The organism is Paenibacillus sp. SRL342, from assembly GCF_984798905.1.
This window is the reverse complement of sequence record NZ_OZ481790.1, coordinates 6,830,627-6,850,226: the sequence shown is the minus strand read 5'-3', so window position 1 is coordinate 6,850,226 and position 19,600 is coordinate 6,830,627. Positions and strand designations below refer to the sequence as shown.

Annotated in this window: 20 protein-coding genes; 12 read left to right on the top strand and 8 right to left on the bottom strand. The window is 43.2% G+C overall.

Annotated elements, in window-relative coordinates; genetic code table 11:
- Positions 1 to 191: 191 nt before the first annotated feature.
- The 4 genes from AC4E8D_RS30385 to AC4E8D_RS30370 all read right to left on the bottom strand — a co-directional run bounded on the left by AC4E8D_RS30385 (position 192) and on the right by AC4E8D_RS30370 (position 3,711).
- Positions 192 to 860: an ABC transporter ATP-binding protein gene (locus AC4E8D_RS30385; RefSeq protein WP_339306129.1), complete on the bottom strand. Its 669-nt coding sequence runs from the start codon at positions 858 to 860 to the stop codon at positions 192 to 194.
- Entirely contained in the window at positions 857 to 2,125 is a 1,269-nt protein-coding gene (locus AC4E8D_RS30380; RefSeq protein ID WP_490205639.1) for an ABC transporter, read from the bottom strand. The genes AC4E8D_RS30385 and AC4E8D_RS30380 overlap by 4 nt, the downstream gene beginning before the upstream one ends.
- Positions 2,126 to 2,180: 55 nt before the next feature.
- Positions 2,181 to 3,218, bottom strand: coding sequence for a hypothetical protein (locus AC4E8D_RS30375; protein WP_339306125.1), 1,038 nt, complete (start codon positions 3,216 to 3,218; stop codon positions 2,181 to 2,183).
- An 82-nt stretch (positions 3,219 to 3,300) separates the two neighbouring features.
- Positions 3,301 to 3,711 (bottom strand): hypothetical protein, encoded by a 411-nt coding sequence (locus AC4E8D_RS30370; protein WP_339306124.1) that lies wholly within the window; start codon positions 3,709 to 3,711, stop codon positions 3,301 to 3,303.
- 334 nt (positions 3,712 to 4,045) lie between these two features.
- Here AC4E8D_RS30370 and nikA point away from each other — a divergent pair, with 334 nt between their 5' ends.
- From nikA to nikE, 5 genes are all read left to right on the top strand, one after another.
- On the top strand, positions 4,046 to 5,680 hold the full coding sequence (gene nikA / locus AC4E8D_RS30365; RefSeq protein WP_449003686.1) for a nickel ABC transporter substrate-binding protein: 1,635 nt from the start codon (positions 4,046 to 4,048) through the stop codon (positions 5,678 to 5,680).
- A 76-nt stretch (positions 5,681 to 5,756) separates the two neighbouring features.
- Positions 5,757 to 6,701 carry a nickel ABC transporter permease subunit NikB gene (nikB, locus tag AC4E8D_RS30360; RefSeq protein ID WP_221819845.1) on the top strand — a complete coding sequence of 315 codons (945 nt, stop codon included), beginning with the start codon at positions 5,757 to 5,759 and terminating at the stop codon, positions 6,699 to 6,701.
- Positions 6,698 to 7,528, top strand: coding sequence for a nickel ABC transporter permease subunit NikC (gene nikC, locus AC4E8D_RS30355; RefSeq protein ID WP_449003688.1), 831 nt, complete (start codon positions 6,698 to 6,700; stop codon positions 7,526 to 7,528). Before nikB ends, nikC begins: the two co-directional genes overlap by 4 nt.
- A 39-nt stretch (positions 7,529 to 7,567) precedes the next feature.
- Positions 7,568 to 8,374 carry a nickel import ATP-binding protein NikD gene (nikD, locus tag AC4E8D_RS30350; protein ID WP_490206519.1) on the top strand — a complete coding sequence of 269 codons (807 nt, stop codon included), beginning with the start codon at positions 7,568 to 7,570 and terminating at the stop codon, positions 8,372 to 8,374.
- A gap of 159 nt (positions 8,375 to 8,533) precedes the next feature.
- Positions 8,534 to 9,334: a nickel import ATP-binding protein NikE gene (gene nikE, locus AC4E8D_RS30345; protein ID WP_490205638.1), complete on the top strand. Its 801-nt coding sequence runs from the start codon at positions 8,534 to 8,536 to the stop codon at positions 9,332 to 9,334.
- Between the two features lie 83 nt (positions 9,335 to 9,417).
- Here the strand turns inward: nikE and AC4E8D_RS30340 are convergent, their stop codons facing one another.
- Positions 9,418 to 9,690, bottom strand: coding sequence for a hypothetical protein (locus AC4E8D_RS30340; protein WP_307415683.1), 273 nt, complete (start codon positions 9,688 to 9,690; stop codon positions 9,418 to 9,420).
- 19 nt (positions 9,691 to 9,709) lie between these two features.
- On the bottom strand, positions 9,710 to 9,931 hold the full coding sequence (locus tag AC4E8D_RS30335; RefSeq protein WP_490205637.1) for a hypothetical protein: 222 nt from the start codon (positions 9,929 to 9,931) through the stop codon (positions 9,710 to 9,712).
- A 203-nt stretch (positions 9,932 to 10,134) separates the two neighbouring features.
- Between AC4E8D_RS30335 and AC4E8D_RS30330 the strand changes: the two genes are divergently transcribed.
- Complete coding sequence (locus tag AC4E8D_RS30330; RefSeq protein ID WP_490205636.1) at positions 10,135 to 11,508, top strand: hypothetical protein; 1,374 nt, start codon at positions 10,135 to 10,137, stop codon at positions 11,506 to 11,508.
- A 36-nt stretch (positions 11,509 to 11,544) separates the two neighbouring features.
- The gene (locus AC4E8D_RS30325; protein WP_307415686.1) at positions 11,545 to 12,276 is read left to right on the top strand and encodes a hypothetical protein; all 732 of its coding nucleotides are present in this window, start codon (positions 11,545 to 11,547) and stop codon (positions 12,274 to 12,276) included.
- Positions 12,277 to 13,062: 786 nt separating this feature from the next.
- On the opposite strand, the gene AC4E8D_RS30320 is transcribed toward AC4E8D_RS30325, so the two are convergent.
- Positions 13,063 to 13,641 carry an NAD(P)H-dependent oxidoreductase gene (locus AC4E8D_RS30320; protein WP_490205635.1) on the bottom strand — a complete coding sequence of 193 codons (579 nt, stop codon included), beginning with the start codon at positions 13,639 to 13,641 and terminating at the stop codon, positions 13,063 to 13,065.
- A 307-nt stretch (positions 13,642 to 13,948) separates the two neighbouring features.
- Entirely contained in the window at positions 13,949 to 14,539 is a 591-nt protein-coding gene (locus AC4E8D_RS30315) for a TetR/AcrR family transcriptional regulator (protein ID WP_490205634.1), read from the bottom strand.
- Between the two features lie 160 nt (positions 14,540 to 14,699).
- Here AC4E8D_RS30315 and AC4E8D_RS30310 point away from each other — a divergent pair, with 160 nt between their 5' ends.
- The 5 genes from AC4E8D_RS30310 (at position 14,700) to AC4E8D_RS30290 (ending at position 19,491) form a co-directional block, all read left to right on the top strand.
- Entirely contained in the window at positions 14,700 to 15,683 is a 984-nt protein-coding gene (locus AC4E8D_RS30310; protein ID WP_490205633.1) for a phosphotransferase family protein, read from the top strand.
- 18 nt (positions 15,684 to 15,701) lie between these two features.
- Positions 15,702 to 16,700 (top strand): glycosyltransferase, encoded by a 999-nt coding sequence (locus tag AC4E8D_RS30305; protein ID WP_490205632.1) that lies wholly within the window; start codon positions 15,702 to 15,704, stop codon positions 16,698 to 16,700.
- 53 nt (positions 16,701 to 16,753) lie between these two features.
- Entirely contained in the window at positions 16,754 to 17,038 is a 285-nt protein-coding gene (locus tag AC4E8D_RS30300) for a YesK family protein (protein ID WP_076216814.1), read from the top strand.
- 111 nt (positions 17,039 to 17,149) lie between these two features.
- Positions 17,150 to 17,311, top strand: coding sequence for a hypothetical protein (locus AC4E8D_RS30295; protein WP_017691697.1), 162 nt, complete (start codon positions 17,150 to 17,152; stop codon positions 17,309 to 17,311).
- A 98-nt stretch (positions 17,312 to 17,409) separates the two neighbouring features.
- Positions 17,410 to 19,491 (top strand): ABC-F family ATP-binding cassette domain-containing protein, encoded by a 2,082-nt coding sequence (locus AC4E8D_RS30290; protein WP_490205631.1) that lies wholly within the window; start codon positions 17,410 to 17,412, stop codon positions 19,489 to 19,491.
- Positions 19,492 to 19,600 lie beyond the last annotated feature (109 nt).

Genomic DNA, 19,600 nt, shown 5'->3' with positions numbered 1-19,600 from the left:
TATGTGCAGATAGGAATGGGGACGATGGGCAGCATGCTATTGAAACAGTTAAAAGAATACCACCAAAGCATCACTAGTCCGTATGATTTCGATGCCACCTTCTTACTGACGCTTAGGAAAAATAAAAAAAGCGTCTGGAACCCAATCCAGCCGCGATCTATTTATATACAACAATATGACTAATAAACAACCTACACAACAGTCCCCTCTTTAATATAGATAATTCTGTCGCAGACATCGGCTACCTGATAATCATGTGTGACAATGACAATGGTCTTGCCTCTTCGGTGCAATTCTTTGAAAATGCTTAATATGGATTGCTCTGTCTTCTCGTCAAGAGAACCTGTCGGTTCATCAGCCAAAATAATAGACGGATCTTGCACTAGTGCTCTCGCAATAGCGACTCGCTGCATTTCTCCGCCTGAGAGATTATTCACAGGTTCCTCGGATAAATGCTCTATTTCTAAAGATGACAGTGTCTCTTTAACTTTTTTGTTTATAACTGATTTTGGTGCTTTACTGTACCTTAAAGGTAAAGCCACGTTTTCAAATACATTTTTAGCTTCGATTAACGCATAGTTTTGTACAATAAAACCTATTACTTTCCTGCGGAAGATAGCAAACTGAGCGGATGTTTTGGATAGTACATCTTGATCCAAATACTTGTATATCCCAGAATCAGCCTTCTCCAACCCAGCCATTATATTTAGTAACGTAGATTTACCTGAGCCACTTCTTCCCATAATTGCTGTCATTGAGCCCTCTTCTAAAGTGAGACTTAGACCTCTCAATACTTCATTCTTTTTGGCTCCAGTTCCATAGCATTTATGCAAGTCATTAATCTCAATCAATAAGATCACTCCATTCTTTTTAGCAAAGAACCCATTTGTTCATTTTGGATGCGTATATATAAGGGAATAAGTACGGACAGTATGATTATGGCTGAAAGAGTCAGCAAAATGAATAGATAGGCAACCACATTATGGCCTATAAACATTGCATACAGTATCAAACTGATAAACGCGGGTGATAACACTACAATTCCAATCTCAACTACATAATAGAGAAATATTTGATTAGGCACAGCTCCTGATATCAAATGAATTGACCACGCTTTGAGGTTGTCTTCAAATTTATTTTTGAAAAAAATCCACATTGTCAACACAACGATTAACATTATCATAATTCCTATTAAGCTGAGGAGAACTTTATTTTCCTTCAGGGCTGATAGAACAAAACCAAAAGGTATTGCGCTAGCTCCTAAAAATCTAGTATCAACGAAGCCCGTCCTTTCTTTAGCTTCCTCTAGTTTTTTATTTACAATAAAATCTCCAGAAGCACTATATACTGAGCCGTTAATTAGTTGGAGATAATGCTTTTGTTGAAAACTGAAATCCTCCTCGCTTTGTGGGGCAGATATAAATTGTTGTGCGGGCATTACAATATAACGATCCAAATATAACTCTGTTCCATTAGAGTCAAAGATCAGAGATTTGGGATTGAGAAAGCCTTTTACAACCAGATTAAATCGCTTAAATAAATACTGCCCTTGTATTGTATCTCCTAGATGATAGAAATTTGTATACTCATGACCTAATAGTACGGGTATCCGATCATCCGTATTTCCCATATAATCATTTTCTACGAAACTCTCACCATCGACTGCACTAACCGAAAACATATCTACCGCCTGCTCATTTAATTGTATTGCTTTGATAGCATTATATGGGCCCTCACCGTCAATATCAAAAGGCTCACTTACGAAACCCATTTCATAATCTCGGGTGAATTTTTCTTTTTCTGCCTTAGTGAAGTCGAGTAACTCAATGGGTTGAGTGAATATATAAAGATACTTTTCGTTTATATCCTTTTCCAGATAACTATAAAACTTTTTGAGTGTTTCAAGAAAATGTACTTGTTTCATTAAACTTGATAATTGATCCCCATCAAGCAATGTATCAGAAAGCTTGTAGCTTTTCATATCTTCAAGAAGATTGATTTGATTTGATTTTTTTTCAAGGCTATCCAAACCTAGGAATACAACCATAGCTAAAAAAAACAGGAAGAGGATCTCAACTATGATTAGAATCGTAACCATTTTATTTTTACGGATACTTTCAAACACTTCCGTGTATATTCGTTCGTACATAGAAAAATCCTTTCTTAAGATAAAAATGATTCTACATTATCAGCCTCTTGCTCAAGTTTTTCATAGTTATTCTCAAGGAAAAAAAAGAGGTGAGGACTATAACTAGAAAACCAAAGCAAATATGAAGAAAATATTCATTGTAAAACTCTTGATTAATATTTAGAATAGCACAACTACCGCCGGCTACTAAAAAATAAGTAAATGACGTAATCATAAAATACTTAATCACATATCTGAATAATGGGTACCTTGGTTGATACCCTAGAATCCAAAGTACACGAATCTCGGACCACTGCTTCTTGATCCAACTCACTGTAAAAATAACGCTAGAAAACGAAACTAGTACAAATACTATAATTTTCAAAATAACATTATAAATATCTGAATTTGCATAGCTTTGTGCTCCATATTCTCCTCGTTCAAACAAGTGAATAGGCACTTTAACGCCTTTTACATCCAGTATCTTAGTTTTGGTAACAGAACTTAAATCCGAGGCATTCAATACAAAAATACCTGTTTCTCTATTTTCATCGCTACTTAATCCGTTCATAGACAGTAGTATTGTTTTATCTATTTCAGTTAGATGAGAGGCGCCCATTGTTCCGATAACTTCAAACTCATCGTTTTTATAAATATAATATAACTTCCCGTTTTTATATTTTAGCTCTGATCTCTGAATTTCTTTTCCGACCACTGCAAATTTCTCTTTATCGTAAAAGTCCTCTTTTCGAAAAAATCTGCCTTCTACCATCGGTGGTACATACGTCTGATTATCAAAGTATATGGCTCGAATGTTTCTTGAGCCTGTTTGAAGTTCCTTAAACAACGTAAACTGCTGTTCAATGTTTATATCGCGCCAATCCCATAACATAGATTCATCAGGTATAAAAAAGATACTATTTTCATCATAGAGACTTCTTCCTAATATATCCATTTCACTCTTTTTAACTTCATAATAACTTATGGAAACAATCATGATACTCAGAAAGAAGTAAAGCAAACAAATATGAAAAATCCCACCTCTATTTATTTTCTTTAAAAGATTACTCATCATTCCATTACCTTTCATAAATAGCGGCAAGTCTCTTTTTCAAGAAATCTTGCCGCTTTATTGTTTAAGTATTAAATACTAAAGAAACTCTCAATACAAGCTATTCTTCGGTTCCCCAATATGTTTTAGAAATGAGGTCAATACTAGCATAATTTGTTTTGGCTCTTGTTGTACCGGTCCCCCACTCTCTGCCACTATCTTCTCTAACCCATATCCACTCCATCTGAGCTCTAGAGTAATGTTTAGTACCTGGCCAAACCGTTTTTGCAACAGCACGCTTTAATTTACTATCTGTTGTACTATACTCAGAATACCCTTCATGGGAATCAGGATATAATTTTACTGTCCGTGCTGTAATTCCTCTATCTGGACTGGCGTTGGTGAAATAACCTTCACCTTCTACCCATCCTCCTCCAACACCAAAAGGATTAGCTGCATAAGCAGATGAAGCAATGGAACCCAATATTGCTGTAACTGCCAGAGCTTTAATTACTTTTTTTGTTATTTTCATGAACTTTTCCCCTATTCTGTATTAATTAATTTGAAAGCTGGCCAGCTAATCAAACTCATTTATTATTATATAATGAAATATTTGGAATGTTAATAGCGAATAATGTCGTAAAATATCTTAATTTACATTATTTTGTACTATAATATATGCTTAACACTTTTTTTGGCGAAATGAGAAAACTGTTTCATATTGAACTAGATTTCTTTGACTAGCCCTCCCTTATAACAACACATACTATGTCGAATTTTGTTGACAAAAGGAGGGCTCCTGCCTATTCTTAATGAATGAATATGAGAATCATTATCATAAAATAGAGAAAAGGGGTTCAACATCCATGTCTGTACAACATCGCAAATCTTCGGCCCTCACGCTGGCAACTATGCTCTTGTTGTTATTCGTTATTGTGGGTTGCAGCAATACAGGAAGTGGAGATGAATCCTCATCTGCTGCTTCGGATCAAACGTCTACGAAGTCGATTACGATGTCATGGCCACGTGATATCGGTACAATGAATCCGCACACGTACAATCCTTCGCAATTATTTGCCCAATCCATGCTCTATGAGCCGCTGATCAGTTACCAGAAGGACGGAAAACTGGAACCTGCCCTGGCAGAATCATGGACCATCTCCGATGACGGCAAAGTATATACATTCAAGCTTCGCCAAGGTGTGAAATTCTCAGATGGTACGCCATTTAATGCTGAGATTGTGAAAAAGAATTTTGACGCTGTAATGAAAAATAAAGACACACATAGCTGGCTGGGCATTGTAGGTGTGCTCGACAAGACGGAGGTTGTGGACGATCAGACTTTCCGCATGACACTCACAGAGCCGTATTATCCTGTTCTTCAGGACTTGTCGGTGGTTCGTCCTTTCCGCTTCCTGGGTGAAGCCGGATTCCCGGATGACGGAGATACTTCCCAAGGCATCAAAGAGCCGGTGGGTACTGGCCCGTGGATGCTGGCTGATTACAAGCAGGACGAATATGCTGTTTTCAAACGCAACCCGAATTATTGGGGAACCGCACCGAAGGTGGATCAGATTACGGTTAAGATCATCCCTGATGCAGAAACCCGCGTGCTTGCTTTTGAAAAAGGTGATCTCGACCTGATCTATGGTGAAGGTATGATCAGTCTGGATGCGTTCCAACAGCTTCGTGACAACGATAAATATGTGAGTCAGCTGTCTGATCCGGTAGGTACGCGAGATCTGCTGCTGAATTCCTCCAATCCGAAGCTGTCTGATCTCAGAGTACGGATGGCGCTCCAGCAAGGATTTAACAAAAAAGCGATGGTGGAAGGCATCACTCTGGGTCTGGAAGAACCGGCAGATACGGCACTATCCAAAAACTACCCATACACCAATGTTGACCTGAAACCGATCGAATATAACGTTGAACAATCCAAAGCTTTATTGGATGAAGCGGGTTGGAAGATGCCTGCGAATGGTAGCGTTCGTGAGAAAGACGGCCAACAGCTTGAATTCGAAATGATTTTTGACAAGACGGACCCGATTCAGAAAGCGATGGCTGAGACCATTCAGGCGGAATGGAGCGAGCTTGGGGTTAAGGTAAACCTCACTGGGCTGGAACTGACGGTACAGATCAAACGGTTGAAAGCCAATGATTTCGACCTGTATTTCTGGTATAACTATGGTGCTCCGTATGATCCACATTCCTTCATTAACGTTGTAGCGAGCCCAGGATTTGGTATCTCTGAGACGCTCAGTGCCTTGCCGATGAAAAAGGAACTGGACGAGCAGGTACATGCCGCACTATCATCAACAGATGAGACGAAACGTCAGGAGCTGTATGGCTCCATCCTGACAACACTTCAGGAACAATCGGCGATTGTCCCCATCTCGTATGTTAAGAAAACGGCGGTATATCAGAAGGAAATCTCCAACTTTATTTTCCCGGCGAACCGTGATGAAAATCCGTTTGTAGGCATTGAGTTGGGCAATCAATAAGTAGTAAATACTTTGATTTTGGAAATGGTAAGGCCTTGGAAAGGTCATGTAGCTTGATAAAAGGGAGGAACGTTTGGTGATCAGTTATATCGGTAAACGAATGATCGCGATCATTCCTATTGTTTTTATCGCTACACTCGTTACCTTTGGGCTTATTCATATATCGCCGGTTGATCCGGCCGAGGCTTATCTGACAGCCGCTCATATCTATCCAACACCGGAGCTGCTTGCGCAAAAGCGGCATGAGTTCGGTCTGGATCAGCCTTTATTAACCCAATATGCGCATACGATTCAGAAGATTGCCAAGCTCGACTTTGGCACTTCGTATCTCACCAACAAACCCGTATGGGATGAAGTGAAACTAAGGATTCCCGCTACGGCTGAACTAGCCTTCTGGAGTATGTTGTTATCGGTTTTGGTAAGTATTCCTTTGGGAGTACTGGCGGCGGTGTATAAGAATAGCTGGATTGACATGGTCAGCCGGGCGATTTCCTATTTTGGAGCATCTATTCCGCAATTCTGGCTCGGTTACCTGCTGATCTTCTTTTTCTCAGTGAAGCTGGACTGGCTGCCTGTGGAGGGACGTGGATCGTGGGAGAATCTGGTTCTGCCTACGGTTACACTTTCCTTGATTCTTATTGCGGTCTACACCCGATTGTTACGTTCCAGTGTACTGGAGCAATTGCAGGAGACATATGTACAGTATGCAAGAACACGCGGGATTCGCGAACGAGTGATTATGCTCAAGCATGTGCTGAAAATCGCCATATCGCCCCTCATTACGGGGATGGGGATGAGTATGGGCAAGCTGCTCACAGGCACCATTATTGTAGAGCAGGTGTTTTCCTGGCCTGGGTTCGGGCGTTATTTCGTCGATGCGATATTTAACCGGGATATTCCCGTGATTCAATGTTATGTCTTCCTGGCGGCATGCCTGTTCATCGTATGCAATCTGCTCGTTGATCTGGTGCAGCTCGTTATGGACCCACGGATTTCAGCGAAAGGACGGGCAGAACATTGATAAACAAATGGCGTGCGGTATTTAAAGGACAGAGAGCCATCCAGATCTGCTCGGTGATCATCTTGCTTTTTTTCGTGATCGCGTTATTAGCCCCATGGATTGCTCCTCATGATCCGGTGAAGGTAAACCTGTTGCAGAAGCTGGCGAGTCCATCGCCTGAGCATTGGCTGGGAACGGATCATCTGGGACGCGACAATCTCACCAGGCTGATGTATGGAGCACGGGTGTCGCTCGGATTTGCTACCCTGATCTTTCTGTCTTCTTTGCTCATAGGTGTCATTGTGGGTTCAATCTCCGGTTACCTTGGTGGCTGGGTGGACAGTCTGCTGATGCGCTTGTGTGAAGGCATTATGGCGTTTCCGAATCTGGTGCTGGTGCTGGGTATTGTAGGGATCTTTGGTCCAGGTCTGATGCAGGTGCTTCTAGCCCTCATGATGGTACAGTGGGTGTATTATGCACGTATCTGCCGGAACATGGTCGTAAGTCTGAAGGAACGGAATTTTATCGCAGCGGCGCGGATTAGCGGCTCTTCTTCGTGGACGATTATTCGGAAACATATCATCCCCAACGTGCAGCGTCCGATTGTTGTGATGGGCACGCTGGAGATGGGATGGGCGATTATGGATATATCGGCACTTTCATTCTTGGGGCTTGGCATCCAACCACCGAATGCAGAATGGGGCGCCATGATCCATGAAGGAACAGGTTACATTCGCAGTCATCCGGAGTTGATGATCTACCCGGGTGCATTAATTCTGCTGGTAGTCATTACGTTCAACATCATGGGAGAAGCGTTATCCGAGCGTTATGGCATTGCAAAAAGGTAGTGCTTCGGAATCGAAGGCATATGAGGGGTGAACGTAACGATGGATGATGCAGCGAAAGTACTTGAAGTTCGTGGTCTGCAAGTGAATCTAAGAACAGCGGAGGGTTCAGTCCCGTTACTGGAGCCCATTGATTTTGAATTAAAAAAAGGTCGTGTCTTCGGTCTGGTCGGCGAGAGTGGCAGCGGTAAGACCGTTACGTGTAACGCGTTGCTCCATCTGCTTGATCCGCGCAGGATGGAAGTGTCGGGCAGCATCCGCCTGAATGGACGGGAGCTTGGCTCGTTGTCAGGTGAGGAGATGCGGCGCATCCGGGGCAAGGACATCGGATTTATTATGCAGAATCCGATGAATGCTTTTACACCCGTGTACACGATTGGATCTCAATTCATTGAAACCTTGCGTACGCATACGGGAATGTCCAAAGCAGCTGCCCGGGAGCGGGCCATTGCTGCCTTGGCAGATATGAACTTACCCGAACCAGCTAAACTGATGAAGCGATATCCCTTCCAACTGAGTGGCGGTATGTTGCAGCGTGTGATGATCGCCATATCGATGTGCCTGCGACCCGCCCTGGTTATTGCTGATGAACCAACGACGGCACTGGATGTTGTGAATCAGTTCAAGGTGCTTCAGGAATTGGATCGGTTACGTACCGAATACGGCACATCCATCTTGCTCATCTCCCACGATCTGGGCGTGATCTCGCAAATGGCAGATGAAGTCGCGGTTATGCAGAAGGGACGAATTGTGGAGCAGGCAGATGTGTATCAACTGTTTGATCACCCGCAGCATGAGTATACACGGATGTTGTTAAATGCCAGGCCCAGTATGTCTTTGAGACGATAGGAATGACAGATGTGATGAAGCGTTCAGTAAGTGAGTGTGTAGAGCGGATATGAACTGTATTTTGAGTGGGTAGCGCAGGGGTGGAATGAACATGGTGATGGTTAAATTCGGCTTCTTCGGAGATTGCTTCTGCCAAGTACAAGAGAGGAGGATGACCTGATGCTTCAGGTATGTGGAATAAGCTATAGCTATGGCAAACGCAATTGGCTGGATCGTTCGGGAGCGCGTCCTTCTGTGCTGGCAGACATTTCACTTACAATTGAAAAGGGTGTTTGTCTGGGACTGTTAGGTACGAGTGGAGCAGGTAAAAGTACCTTGGGCAAAATTATTCTTGGTCTGGAGAAGCCAAGCCAGGGTCAGGTTTTATTTCAAGGACAGGATATCTACCGATCCAGCAAACCCGTCCTCAAGGGATTACGACGTGATCTGCAGGTCGTGTTCCAAGACTGTTATTCGGCTGTGAATCCACTCATGACTGCTGCGCAGATCATTGGGGAGCCGCTGGATAATTACGAGCGATTGTCGGCAAAAGAACATCTTCGTGTGATTGGACAACTGCTTGAGCAGGTTGGACTTACACCTGAGGATGCTAACAAGCTCCCGCAACAGTTCAGCGGTGGGCAATTACAGCGAGTTAACATTGCACGAGCTATCGCGCTCAAGCCAAAGTTAATCGTACTGGACGAATCAATCAGCAGCCTGGATATGGTGCACCAGACACAAATCCTATCCTTACTGGGAGAGTTAAGAGCATCCTACGGGTTGTCTTACCTTTTTATCACACATGACATTCGAGCTGCCATGACGATCTGTGACCGCATTGCCGTGATGGATCAGGGAAAGCTGGTATATAGCGGTGATGCCGGGGATCCGGTGATGCAGTCGGATCATCCGGCTGTACAGCAGTTGATTACAGCTATTTTGCCTGAGCATCCATCGGGTCGTATTTCGTTTAAATGAAATTTATAGTGAAGGAGGCTCCTTACCATTTTGATGGTAAGGAGCCTCTTTTTTCACATCTTATTTATCAGTTTAGGATTATCCTAATTTCCCCGATCTGCACGCTCCATACGATATGTATACTTCACAAGCTCAATCTGTTGCTGCTTGAAATCTTCAATCCATTCTCCTAAAATGTTCTGGAAACGATCCATCTTTCTTCGCAATTCTTCTGCAGATTTACCTTTCCAATCTCCAATACTCTCATCAATGGATCTTACATGACGTTTGTTAGCTTCAAGCATATCCATTAAATCATTGATTTCCTTCTCGGCATTCATCAAATCAACTAATTCTACAACAATGCTCCGTGACATAGGCTTCGTCGCTCCTTTTTCAACCCTCGTCGGCTTGTCTGAAATCTTCCGCTTTTTGATTAATATACTCTGCAATGATATGTGCTTCTTCTTCATACCAGCGGCTAAATTTATGCAAATCACTTGTTAACCGATCCACAATAGGTTCAAGAAAGCGGCTATCGCTGGACTGAATAAGTCTGAGAATGGCATTGGTTGCTGTGGGGAGGCTAGATTGAAATTCATTTACATGCTGCTTCATTTTTTGTCCGGCTCTTTGAAGATTCTCTAGTGAGAGTTGGATGCCCCAGCACCGGCTAAATGTCGTATCGAGTTTAGAATTGTTTAATAATCCCATAAAACCTTTTCAAATTATGAAAATAATGTTATTATTGGTATATTGATTTGGGAATTAGTGTAGTAAAATTGAAATTTTTAAGAGTTTATGGAAGGTATGGGTGTAAAATGAGTGATAAAAGAAAAAAAATAAATATTGTTCTTATTAGTATTGTAGCTGTACTTGTTTCTGTTTTTATTCTCTTTAATCAAACCTTGGTTGATAATGAAACTGAGGGTATTACCAAAGAGGAAGTGCTATCTATATCTCAAAATGAAAAAATTGAAATTTTAAACTATGAAAATATTAGTAAAAAAAACTCATTGATTACAATAATTTCCTACAAATCCGATGATGAAATTGGATCAATTGAAGCCACTAAAAATGGTGATAAAGTAGATTATAGTAAAGTCGTAAGTGTTCCAATCATTAAGAATAAAAAGATTGAAGTAGTAGGGACACAAAGTTTGGGATATCTTATAGTCACATTTTTTGATAATGAACTTCTTAATAAAACAAGTAACATTAAGGTTACTTATAATAATGAGATAATTAATAGAGATATTAATACTAAAAAGAGAAGTGTAATAATTTCTATTCCCGATTATTTGCTAGAAGATGGAAAAGTATATCAGCCTTATGTAGAATTGTATAATAAGGATAGTACTATGATTTATAACTACCCAAGCGATGAAAGCAGCGCTTTATTAGATAATGTTGATTACTATGATTTTTACTATTCTAAAAAAACTATGAATTTGCTAAAAGAAGAAAAAGTAGATACTAGAATAAACGAAAATACAGCTTCCATAAATGACAATCCAGGTATGTACGATTTATGGCTTTATGTCATGTCGGTGAATTTGAAAGATGACACTAAAATTATTAACTTTGTTGAGGAGTTATATTCGGGAGATGGATTCTACTATTCTAATTTAAGAGAAATAGATGATAATAATAAAAAAAATCCATTTTTGTATCTATTAGATACAAAAATGGCTTTAGAGATATACAAGAAAAGAGGGGTAGAAGTTCCTGAACAATCCAAAATAATAAACTATCTAAAAGATACAATTCAGAATTTAAATGCTCAAAGTGGTCTGGATTTTGTATCGAAGGGTAGTTACATATATCTTATTTCACAGATCGAAGAAATAATCGGTCGAGAAAAACCGAGTAAAAACATTGAATTAATATACTTTAAAGATTTAACATCACTTTATTCTAAGGCTCTTCCTTCGCTTGATAAATATTATACCGCAATAAATTTGTTGACAGTTTATCCGGACTTGGGAATAAAACTAGATAATGAAGATGTTTACAGATATATAAAACAATTGCAGCTAGATAATGGCTTTTTTAATATCTCAGGCTACTCGGAAGGGTACGATATATTGGCGACGTATATTGCTGTTGATATCCTTCGAGTAATAAACAAGCAAGTTCCGAGAAAAGAAAAATTAATAAAAAATTTAGAAACAATAACTGACGGTATCAAATAAATTGATATAAATAAAAAAAAAGGAGTTTACAAAATCATGAAAGTAAAAAAAGGTATAATCTCGTTATGTTGTGCAGTACTTCTCACAGTACCACTAAGTTATGCAAGTGCAAAGGAAAATAGCTCTCTTACTTTAATTGATACTAAATCGTATGAAGTAGAAGGTGAAGCATTTGATGTGCAAACATGGCTTGATGAATATGGAAACAAAACATTTACTATACCAAGTGAAGTGAAAAATAAAGAACTAGTTTCAGAATACGTTGATAATCTACTAGAGAAGGAGCCAACGATTTCAACTTTCGGAACTAAATATGATTGGTCAAGAAGTGGTGTAAATGAGTTGAATGCCTTTGCACCAAATAGTAGCAGTGCTAAAATAACTTGGGCTACTAATGGGTATAGTGAATTAGCCTATCTATATCCAATTACAACAAATGTTTTAAAAGTCGATTCAGGTTCATTGAAGACATCTTGGTTAGGTACTGGCAATGCTGATAAAATTGTTCTTTCTTACAAATATAGGTTTAATGGTGTTACGCTATCTATTTCATGGCCTTTTGCTGTCACACCTAATAGTGATACAGTAACTTGGACTTCCTTGCCGCAAACTGGAACTTGGTATTTGAATACAACGAGCGAGTCTGCTACTGCAGAATCCAGAACCAGTATTACCAGTGTTTTACTAACTGCATCCTCAGATATATACAAAGGATCCAATATATATAGACCAAAAGTAGAATCAAAAGTCTCTTTTTTAGGGAAGTAGTAGGCTAATTTGCTTTCAAAAATTGTTGTCATAACCATATCAAATCATAAGACTTACTTGACCGTTTCCTGGTATTTTTATAGGAGACGGTTATTTACTTTTTGAAGTGGCTTTAATCTCAATAGAATAATTGATCCACTTGGACTGAGCTTTTCATAAATATGTATAATAGGTTTCGCGTTAACTATGAAAGGTCGTATTTACTATTTTGTATTTCTCACAAATAGACAACACAGCCTACCATACTTGCTAGAGGCTGACACCTGCTCTTAAAGTCTCTCAAATTTTCAAGATGCACTATCTTTTTTGAAAAAAACCTTTTAGTACATAACACATATAAAAAAATGGTTTTTACCCCTTTATCCAAGGTGATATAGATGAATCTTATTCTTTTTCATGTTCCGCACTGATGCCGTCATACAAGGGCTTGTTTCATGATATCTTCAAGCATCGGCTAAATTTTGCTCAATCGTATCTTTCGTTTTCCTTAATTGGCTGATTAGGCTATCTCGTACATTTTTTTTGTCTTCTCAAACATGGAAAGTTACTAGACGACGGAACACGTTACAGTTGCTTCATATTCAAACTTCCATTTTGAGAATAATCCTTGTTTCGGGTGAAATATTTGTGAGAAATAAAACAATTTCACCAAAGTAGCTTTAAGGATGATCATATTTTTAATAGGGGTTCAGCCTGTCTATAATAGATACTCTAGGCAGGCCTACATACTCTAGTAAATATTGTTTTTTGTTTATCTAGAACTAGCAATTAAAGTAGCTATACTAGTCAACTCATCTTCCGCCCAAGCTGTTCAATCTTATCCAGCCAATTCTTTCTCTGTTCATCTGACTTCTTACCAACTTGATCTACAGTTGTTATCCGCACAGGTTTGATGCCGGTGAGTCCAAATGTGGAGATTTTCATCATTTTATGTGCGGGCTCACCTTGGAACCATTTGAAGTACCAGCTCGGACCATCCATCGTGGTGATCATGCGGGCAGTGCGGCCTTTGAGCAGTTGATCCGGGAAAGGTTTTCCTTTTTGATACTTGAAGGCGTAACCTGGCATAAAGATTCGGTCAACGAAACCTTTCAGCAGGGCAGGTGGTCCTCCCCACCAGATTGGGAATACCCATACAAGATGCTCAGCCCACTTAATCGCTTCTTGAGCTTGTAGCAAATCCGGTTCGAGCGGAAGTTTATTACGATATCCTCCTTCCAGATTCATGTTAAACGCCAACTCGTTCAGGGTGATCATGCGGACGTCGGCACCAGCCTGCACCGCGCCTTTGCGGTAAGCCTCGGCGATTGCGCCGTTATAACTGGGTGAGACGGGATTGCCTTGAATAATTAATATTTTTTTCATGGAAAATGACACATCCTGACTATTTTAGTTAATGAACACTAACCTCATGTGCAAAAAGAAAAGGTCACGTATGACCCGATAATCCATCTGGTATATCCTGATGGTATGTTGACGATTCTCTTTTAGAAGTTGTTCAAAGAGTCCGCATTACAAATCATGCCTAGCGGTATCATCAGCATCGAAGATGGGATTCAGCCGAAATAAGCGGGAACTTACGAAGGTTGTTTCCTTCGGAAACAACGTAGTTGCTCACGTCGTTTTCCCTACGCTCCGCTACTCCATTTCTAGCTTCATCCCATTTCCATCGTTACTCCTGAGGTACCTGCCCCAACATCGATGCAAGTCGGTGAACCGTTTCCCCCGTATAAGGTACCAGCAACTCCGGCAGTTCACCTTGCATACTGGAGACCGCCATGCGTGTAATTGCACCGATAATCAGCACGGCAGTGAGCCGTGAATCCTGCTGAGGCAGTTCGCCACGCATCATTCCCTGATCGATCAGATCCATTAACGCATCCAATGGCTGACGGTAATCCTCGCTGCTTCCAGCTTCAATGAATATTTCATGATTCTGTGAAATCAGCAGCAGTCCGTAGGGATCTTCATCATGCAGATGGAGAACCTCGGTAACCAGTTGCTTGAAGCGTTCCAGTACGGGACCTTCCCGGCGAACATACCCGTCAATCAATGCAGTATAGTCGACACAGTATTGGGTGAAGGCTTCCAGGGCAACGGCATCCTTGTTTTTAAAATGTTTGTAGATCGCCGCATCGGTTACTCCGGCGGCATCACCGATCTCTTTGACGGATATGCCGTCAACGCCTTTGGTTGCGAACAAGCGCATCGCCGCTTGTAGGATATCTTTCTTTTTGCTATCCACATGAGATTTGTTCTTCATGATTGTATAGTAAGTGATTACTAACCAAAATGCAACAAGCACTTTTGAAACTCTAAATTGAGACGCTGAATAAGCGCTTACGACCAAAGCTTGCAGGCTTGTGAACAGCAACGTATGATGAATAGAAATCATAATCGGAGCAGCAGGGAGAACGAAACGGATGGTGGGTAGCGTGAACGAAGAGATGGATGCATACAGCTGGGTGACACCTAAAGGAATGCTGAATGATCACTATATAACAAGCCGTGAACCATTGTATAAAGGAATGAACGGACGATATGTGGAGCGATTCACTGTTTCTACCGGTGAAAGTTATATTTTCAAACCGCTGACGAATCCTGCACAGCATGGACGGGAACGATGGATGTACGAGCGTGTGATGTCTGGCTTACCACCGATCTATCCGCAGCTCATTGCAGCGTCGGACCCTACCATTACACCGGCACAGAGTTGGATGATCTACGAGGATCTGGGGCAACTGGTGCATGATTCACAAGAAGCGACGATGCTCGGCGCAGCTGTACATATGGCAACGTGGCATGCGTTGTCTGTCACGGATTGGGGTGAACTGCCTCGCGTGGGCCAGAAACCGTCTATTCACACAATGCTGGATGAGTTACAAATGCACAGACAATCTACGGATGAACTGTTATCCAGGCTGGATATGCAACTGTCCGAACCTGATTGGAATAAGATCACGAGGTTGATCCTCACGGCAGAGGAAGAACTTCCAACTGTTCTGTGTCACGGAGATTTGCATCCCGGTAATCTGGCGGAGGTGGACGGCAGACTGGTCGTCTTGGACTGGGAGCATGCCCATCTGAATACGCCGCTGTGGGATGTAGTTCATCTGGTGGATCTCTCGCATCCGCTATTTCCCAGAACGGTTACGCCGGACCTGCGAGAGCGGGTTATGGATGTTTATTTGGACAAACTGGGGAGCTTGGGCGTACAGATTGAACGGGTTCCTTTTGGAGAATGGTACGACGCCTATGCTATTGTATTCTCGCTCTGGATGCTGCGTTTGATTGACGGTGATCTGAGGAGTGAGGAATGTGTGTGGCCGAAGGAACAGTTGGCTAACCAGTGGTATGAGACAGCAGCGACGCTGGAACAGTGCATGAAGCACATGCGTGAGGAATAGAAATGAGGGGTGAGAAGCTTGCGTAAAGTCGGACTTGTTATGCGTAAAATTCAATTCACGGAAGCACAGGGGCCACGCGTATTTGCGGATCGGCTGAAGCAGATTGGTCTGGAGCTGGGCGTGGATATTGTGTTCATCTCGCCGGAGCGTCATGTCAGCGGATACGACTGGTTGCCGGGTTATGAGCATGAGAAGGGTGACCTGGTGAACTACGATATCGTGCTGGATCAGATTCATAGTCAAAATATAGAGCATGTTATCTACACCGTATCCGGGTTTACATTTTTGAAGATGTTCTTACCGAAAAGCGTATTGTTTCCGCACAGTTTCCCCGATCCCGCGCTGACGGGATATGAGATGATGAAGCCATTTTATACGATGGTGGATAAAGCGATTGTGCAGACGGAGTTTTTGAAAACAGAGCTGGGTCGCAATTTCGGTGTACATGACGTGAATGTTATTCCGATTGGCTTTAGCGAAGAGCTGGCGAACCGGCACTATGATCCGAGTCAGGTTGTGCATAATCGGGTGCTCTGGATCGGTCGGGATGAGGCGAACCGTCGCCCGGATCTAGTTCTGGAATATGCTCGGCAGAACCCGGACAAGGAAGTATATATGGTGTTTGGCGGTGTACGCTATAAGGAAACCATGAAGAAGTACGACATTCCTTCCAACGTGAAGCTGAAGTTTGCGCTCACGCAGGATGAGATATTTACGTTGATGAACTCATCCAAGGTGTATTGGAATTGTTCGGCCTTTGATACATTTGCGATGCCGTTGACGGAAGCGATGGCGATGGGCAAAATGGTCGTGAAGCCAGAGCATGCCTGCTACGGTCACATTCGATCCACGCATGCCTTTGCAGGCAACGAGGATAACTGGTTTGAACTGGTGAACATGGCTGCGGCTGCGCCGCGCAGTGTGTCAGAAGACAACCGGGAGTATGCGTTTGGTGCTTTTTCGCGTACGAAGATGAAAGAAGGATACCGTCAATTTTTCTCAGATTGGTTGAAGTAACGTAAGGTCTGTAAGAAAGGGCTTGATCCATCCAGCGACAGGAGGGGAACCTTATGGAAGTACTGATCTTGTGGACATTGGGAATGTGGGCGGTGCAGCTGCTGATTGAATGGCTTATTTACCGATTGCAAGGACGGCGAATGACGTGGGTTCAATATATATTGCCATGTGTGGCCTTGCTCGGCGGTGCCGTTGTAATCATGATCAGCATCGATATTGGCGGGTGGAACGGCATCGGATATGCCCTGCTTGGCGCATCACTGGGTACCTCGGGAATGTTAACACTCATTACGGTGGCGATCAGGGATGTAATGCTTCGGCGACGGGGCAGGGATTAATCAGAGCAGTAGCTACTGTGGAGTAAGGATGAATTGGGCGATGGGATGGTTGCAGGAATGCATTCGTCTGTGATATATTGACATTAATTATGACAGGGGAGGTGAAGACAGGTGAATCACGAGATGCTTAACAACCGTATTAGCCAGCTGCCGATTGCTATGGCTGGCATTGTTCATACTTTTCTGACCAACGGGAGAAGTCTGTCCAATTTTGAATATACGGAAGTTAACATTTGCGAGAAGATGCCTGCCTTGACCTCATTCGGACGATAAGCGATATTGCTTGAATTCTGAAGGGCCGCGGAGCTAACCTCCTGCGGCTCTTTTTGTGTTGCGGTCAGGATCTTCCATACCATAGGAGGAACCTTATTATGATGATGATTAGCGCGCAACAACTGACTCAATACCACGGAGCACATCTGGTGCTGGACGGCATTACGTTTGAAATTATGGAAGGCGACAAGGTCGCCCTGATCGGCCGCAACGGAAGCGGCAAAACCACACTTATGCGCCTGATGGCAAGACTGAACAAGCCGGATGAAGGGCAATTGATGATCAAGAAAGATACACGAATGGGATATGTGGCTCAGGTTCCAGAAGGATTGGATGACCATACCGTACTGGATGTACTGAGTCTTGGATTCAAGGAGCTTATGATATGTCGCACGCAAATGAAGGAAATGGAGCAACAGATGTCCGATCCGGCATGTGCAGCAGACCCTAATCAATTGGAGCGCCTGCTGAAACGCTACGCTGCACTGCAAGACCAGTTCGAGCGTGAGGGTGGATACGAAATGGATGCCCGGATCGATCAGGTGGCGGACGGTTTGGATATCGCCAAGGCACACTATGGTTGGCGCTTTGGTTCCCTGTCTGGTGGGGAGCAGACTCGGGTGGTGCTGGCTTCACAGCTAATCGTAAGACCCGACCTGTTATTGCTGGATGAGCCGACAAACCATCTTGATCTGGAGCGGGTCGAGTGGCTGGAAGGATATTTGCGAGAGTACACGGGAACCATTGTCCTGATCTCGCATGATCGCTATTTTTTGGATCGGGTCGTGAATCGAACACTGGAGCTGGAGGATGGAGAAGCGGAAACGTCTGCTGGCGGTTATACGGAATATATGAAAGTGAAGGAACAACGGCTGTTGCAGCAATTCGAGGAGTTCAAGGAGCAGCAGAAGGTTATCAAGAAAATGAAAGAAACGATCCGTCAACTGGAGGAATGGGGTCGTGTGGGTGGCAATGAAAAGTTCTTCCGGCGGGCGGCTTCGATGCGTAAAGCCATCGAGCGGATGGAGCAGGTGAAGCGTCCTGTACTGGAGCGCCGCAATGCCGAGTTCGATGTGCGCCCTACGGATCGAACGGGTAAACGGGTAGCGGTATTGGAACAGGTCGAGAAAAGCTATGGTGAGCGTGAAATCCTGCGCGGAATCTCGGGTCTGTTGGAATATGGGGATAAAATTGCACTCATTGGCCGGAATGGTTCTGGCAAGACGACCCTGTTCAAGCTGTTGCTTGGTGACGAGCAGCCCAATGCGGGCAAGCTGGAGTGGGGGGCACGTGTGGATGTCGGGTATCTGGCTCAACAGGAGGAACCCACGAATCCAAAGCTGAACGTACTTGAATACTTCCGTCTGGAAGCGGGTGTGGAGGAAGGCGAGGCTCGCGGGATTCTGGCCCGATATCTGTTCTATGGAGCGGATGTATTCCGCTCTGTCGGGCAATTATCTGGCGGGGAATGGACGCGCCTGCGGCTGGCTCTGCTGGTGCAACGCAAACCCAATGTACTGCTGCTCGATGAGCCGACCAACCATCTGGATATCGCATCCAGAGAAGCGCTGGAAGAGTCCTTGGTTGATTTTGAAGGAACCGTACTTGCCATCTCGCACGATCGGTACTTCGTCAATCGCCTCGCCTCCCGTGTCTGGGAACTGGAGGACGGACAGATGACCGCTTATCTGGGAGACTATGAGGCGTATCGTGAGAAGAAGCTTGATATGCAAGCTCGTGCGGCGGCGACAACTCAGGCTACAGCAGGAGTGGGGGTTTCCTCTCGTGGGAACGCCAAGTCAGAGTTGAAGTCAGGTTTAACGTCTGCGCCCGGCGGGACTGTCAGATCAGGGAAGAAAACAGAAACAAACTCGACAATGAACGATTCCACTGTTGCGGCTACCGATGGAAGTCGAGATCATGAAGCTTCTACGGAATCAGGCAAGGCGTTGACTCCTTCCGCAGCAGCTGCATCGAAACATAGAAGTGGCAATGGCAACAAGCCGTCTGCGGAGAAGCTGGAACAAACGTTAGCTCGTCTTGAGGCACAGATTCAGGTGCTGGATCAACAGTTGGAAGTTGTGCAGAACAATCCGCTTGAACTGGAGCAAATCTGGAATGATCGCGAGCAATTGTCCGCTAAATATAATGATGTATTGGCCCAGTGGGCTGAGTTATAAGTCCGAATGGCATGAGCATAAGCTGGAATAAACGAGGTCGGAGAATCTTCTCCGGCCTTTTAGAACTGAATTACATACCAAACGAGGAATCTGCGTGCTAGCCAAGCAA